Origin of the sequence: Corallococcus terminator, from assembly GCF_003611635.1 — a bacterium.
Lineage (GTDB): Bacteria > Myxococcota > Myxococcia > Myxococcales > Myxococcaceae > Corallococcus > Corallococcus terminator.
Genome location: NZ_RAVZ01000519.1, coordinates 1 through 4,386, shown reverse-complemented (window position 1 = coordinate 4,386; position 4,386 = coordinate 1). Strand labels below are relative to the sequence as shown.

Here is a 4,386-nt window from a genome sequence, read left to right as displayed (position 1 = left end):
GGCATCGGGCAGGAGGGTGGGTCGCCGGCTTGGCTTTGAGCCCTGCCTGCGTATCCTCGCGCGCGCCATGGTCCCCGCCTCGAGTCCCGCCGCCGTTGCCTCCCCCTCCGCAGTGCCCGGCCTGTCCGCGGTGCCCGCGCCACAGCCCGAGCCGTCGATGCGGTGGTTGGTGGGACTCTTGCTCCTGGCGGCGCTCCTGCCCCGGCTGGGCGTGTTCTTCATCAACGAGAACCTCTTCGGCGACGCGGTGGTGCGCACGGAGCTGGCGGAGCGGTGGTGGGCATCTCCGCACGTCATCACCTCCTACAAGGATGGGACGTACCAGTTCGGCCCCCTGCACCTGTACCTGGTGGGCCCGCTGTTGTCGGTGTTCGACCGGGACGTGGCGGGCCGGCTGGTGAGCCTGGTGTTCGGCGTGCTGTCGGTGGTGCCGCTGTTCGCGCTGACGCGGCGGTTGTTCGGCTGGCGCGCGGGCGTGGCGGCGGGGCTGGCCTTCAGCGCGTGGGGCATGCACCTGCAGTTCTCCACCACGGCGGGCAGCGAGGCGGTGTCGCTGTGCTTCATGCTGGGAGTGTTCGCGCTGGTGGCCGAGGGGGTGGAGGAGAACCGCTTCCAGCCGCTGTTCTGGGGCGGGGTGCTGCTCAACTTCGCGTGCGCGCTGCGCTACGACGCGTGGATGTACATCCCGCTGCTCACGGTGGCGCTGGTGTTCAGCAGCGAGGACCGGGTGGCGTCACTCACGCGCGCGGTGGGCTTCGGGCTGGCGTGCCTGCCGTTCCCGCTGTTGTGGATGCAGGGCAACGAGCTGGCGCACGGCGATCCGTTCTTCCCCCTGAAGGCGGTGGAGGACTTCCACCGGCAGTGGGTGGTGGACTCCGGTGGGGCCGGCGGCTCGCTGGGGTGGCGGCTGCAGCAGTTGGGGTTCTGGCCGGCGGTGGCGCTGTTCACGCTGACGCCCGGCGTGGCGCTGCTGGGCGCGGTGGGCATGGTGAAGGCGTGGAAGCAGCATCCGGAGACGCGCTGGCTGGTGGCGGCGGCGGTGCTGCCCGCGCTGTACTTCACCTTCCGCGCGGCGGTGATGCTGAGCTTCGTGCCGCTGGCGCGCTTCACGGTGACGCAGTTGGTGTTGTTGCCCGTGTTCCTGGCGCCGGGCTTCGCGGCGGTGGTGGCGGGCCGGAGCGCCTTCGCGCGCCGCGCGGTGGTGGGGGTGAGCGTGGTGCTGGCGGTGGTGATGCCGGTGGCGCTGGGCATCTACACCTTCCGCGTGGAGGGCGGGCTGCATGACTCGCTGCGCCCGGTGAGCCCCACGTCCACCAACCCGGTGGCGGTGATGCAGGTGGCGCGCTACCTCAAGGAGCAGGTGGCGGCCCGGGGCGGCGCGGCGGCCATCGACGACGACCCGCGCTACATGGACCTTCAGGTGGCCTTCTTCTCCAACCTGCCGGAGCTGCGCATGGCGCGCGTGCGCTGGGACACCTTCCGCCAGCGCCTCCAGGACGCGAAGCCGGACGTGGTGGTGCGCTTCGACCAGGGGAACCTGATGAAGGATCCGGGCGTGAAGCTGGACGGGCGGACGCTGACGCTCGACGGCGTGCCGTACGTGGAGCAGGACGGCTTCCAGGCGCCGCTGCACGTGTACCGCCGTCAGCCGTAGCGCGCGGACGGGCCCCGGGGGCTCGCTTCACGCCTCCGGGTCGTAGTCCTCCGGGTCGTAGCCCTCTTCGACGGGGGCGCGGTGCGCGTCCAGCCAGCCCTGCAGGATGAACTGTGCTGCGAGCTGGTCGATGACCTCGCGCCGCTTCGCGCGGCTGACGTCCGCCTCCAGCAGGGTGCGCTGGGCCGCGACGGTGGACAGCCGCTCGTCCCACAGCTCCACGGGCAGTCCGAGCGACTGCCCGAGCACGTCCGCGAACCTGCGTGAGGCCTCCGCGCGCGGACCTTCCGACCCGTTCATGTTGAGCGGCAGCCCCAGGACGATGCGGGTGACCTCGTACTCCTTCACGAGCCGGGACAGCTCCGCGAGGTCCGCCTTGATCGACGCGCGTCGCACGGTGGTGACGGTCTGGGCGGTCAGTCCCAACCCGTCAGAGACGGCCACCCCGATGGTCTTGGTGCCGTAGTCGAGCCCGAAGGTGCGCATGCGCGGCGGACTCTAACCGCAATCCCCCGTGGTGGACCGACCCGTCCGTGGCTGGGGACGCACGCTGGCCTCCTGCGCGTCCAACCCCTGGATATGGCTCGCGTCGCCCCGTGCCGCAGCCGGCATCGCCGCTGCAATGACCGGGTCCCGTCCGAAGAGACGGCGCGCGGTCCACCGGCAGCACCTACTTCAACCCGTCGCGCGGGAGTTTCGATGCTCGACATCCTCAAAGGCGTGGCGAACCTGCTGGGCGGTCCCATGACCGCCGTGGTCGACCTGGCGGGAAACGCCCTGGGTCTGCCCCCGGTCCTCACCAACTCCATCAAGACGGCGGCCGGGGTCATGACCGGCAACGTGATGATGGCGGCCAGTGGCGTGCTGGGCGTCGCGGACGAACTGAAAAAGAACCCCCCGGCGAAGACGGAGTACTGCGCGCCCCAGGACGCGGCGAAGGCGTCAGCGGGCTACGCGCCCTCCGCGAACACGGGTTCGGCGCAGGCCGGGTCTGGCGCTTCCGGCACCCGCAGTCCCCTGGATCCGAAGCTGCTGGACTACGCGGACTCGCTGCGCACGCTGGAGGCGAACTTCGGCTACCTGGACCTGATGGACGGCCGCAAGGACGGCACCCTGTCGCACGGGGACCTCCAGCGCATCGCCCAGGACGCGAACGTGTCGCCGTCGCTGCGGGACGCGGCGAAGTTCATGGTCGAGAACCGGGGCTTCTTCGAGCAGGTGGACACGTCGAAGAACAAGGTGCTCCTGCTGCCGGTGCCGAACTTCAACGACGACCGCATCGACCTGATGAGCCTCCAGCAGGAGTCGAAGCGGCTGGCCGCGGACTTCGCGAAGTACGGGCGTCCGGAGCGTCCGGGCCGTCCCTCTCCCACGCCGTCGGACTGCGAGCCCAAGCCGTCGGACTGCGCGCCGCCCACCACGGGAGGTGGCTCCGGGCCGGGCCCGGGCAGCGGCGCGGGACGTCCGGGAAGCGGCACGGGCTCGTTGGATCCGAACCTCGCCGGCTATCGCGACGCGCTTCGCGTGCTGGACCAGAACTGGGACACCTTCGACACGGCGGTGGGGGCGAAGGACGGCAAGCTGTCGATGGCGAACCTGGAGGCGCTGCTCGGCAGTCCGGCGGCGTCTCCCACGCTCAAGCGCGCCGCGCAGTTCTTCAAGGACAACCCGGAGTACTTCAACCGCCTGGAGATGGCGGCGGGGAGCGGGAGCAGGGACGGCGTCGCCAACCGGCAGGACCTGAGCGCGGAGCTGGCCGCGGTGGCGAAGCTGCCGGAGGTGCCGGGCACGTCCTCGACCCGTCCGAGCACGGGGGGCTCGAAGGCGCGGGACATCGTGGACAACCCGAACATGAGCATCGAGCAGAAGGTCCAGGCGCTGCTCATGGGCATCACCGAGGACACCGACGAGGAACTGCTGGACGTGATGAACGAGATGGCCAGCGCGCGTGAGGAGCGCGCGGCGCTCGGCACCAGCGATGCGGACAAGGCGCGCGGCGCGAAGCTGGACACCGGGATGAAGGAGCTGGAGCTACGCCTCCAGACGCTGATGGAGAAGCGCAAGGCCATGTTCGACCTGATGAGCAACATGTCGTCGAAGTTCAACGAGATGGCGAAGACGGCCATCTCCAACCTGCGCAGCGCGTGAGAGCCGCCATGGGACGCGTCATCAAACACGAAGGCGGCGAGGGGCAGAGGATGGAGACCGGAACGGCGCGCAGGCTGAAGGCGTTCGCGCGCGGAGAGACGACCTGGGCGGAGGTGGAGGGGATGACCTTCGAGGAGGCGAAGGCCATCGCGCAGGTGGGCTGCGACCTGGCGTCGGCGGGGCGGTTGGAGGAGGCGCGCATCCTGTTCGAGGGGCTCGTGGAGGGAAACCCGAAGGACTCGGCGGCGCACGCGGCGCTGGGCACGGTGTACCAGAAGCTCGGACGGGTGGAGGACGCGCTCACCGAGTACACGCACGCGCTGTCCAGTGATCCGCGCAACCCCGTGGCGCTGACGGGCCGGGGCGAGCTGCACCTGCGCCGGGGAGAGCGGCAGGGCTTCACGGACATCGCCAACGCGGTGGAGGTGGATCCGCACGGGGAGACCTCCGCGGGGCGCCGCGCGCGGGCCCTGGTGAAGGCCATCACGATGGTGGCGGTGGAGAAGCTGAAGGCGGACGCGCAGACGTAGGCGGGCCTTCGGGCGAGCCGTTGTCAGGGGAAGGGGGCCTCACCCGATAGGGGG

The 4,386-nt window shown here is 70.6% G+C and carries 4 protein-coding genes; 3 read left to right on the top strand and 1 reads right to left on the bottom strand.

Features of this window, described 5'->3' with window-relative positions; translation table 11 throughout:
* The first annotated feature begins 16 nt into the window (after positions 1–16).
* Positions 17–1,654, top strand: coding sequence for an ArnT family glycosyltransferase (locus D7V88_RS39295; protein WP_120545647.1), 1,638 nt, complete (start codon positions 17–19; stop codon positions 1,652–1,654).
* 27 nt (positions 1,655–1,681) lie between these two features.
* Here the strand turns inward: D7V88_RS39295 and ruvX are convergent, their stop codons facing one another.
* Positions 1,682–2,140, bottom strand: coding sequence for a Holliday junction resolvase RuvX (gene ruvX / locus D7V88_RS39290; protein ID WP_120545646.1), 459 nt, complete (start codon positions 2,138–2,140; stop codon positions 1,682–1,684).
* A 213-nt stretch (positions 2,141–2,353) separates the two neighbouring features.
* Between ruvX and D7V88_RS39285 the strand changes: the two genes are divergently transcribed.
* The gene (locus tag D7V88_RS39285) at positions 2,354–3,802 is read left to right on the top strand and encodes a hypothetical protein (RefSeq protein ID WP_120545645.1); all 1,449 of its coding nucleotides are present in this window, start codon (positions 2,354–2,356) and stop codon (positions 3,800–3,802) included.
* 8 nt (positions 3,803–3,810) lie between these two features.
* Positions 3,811–4,332, top strand: coding sequence for a tetratricopeptide repeat protein (locus tag D7V88_RS39280; RefSeq protein WP_120545644.1), 522 nt, complete (start codon positions 3,811–3,813; stop codon positions 4,330–4,332).
* Positions 4,333–4,386 lie beyond the last annotated feature (54 nt).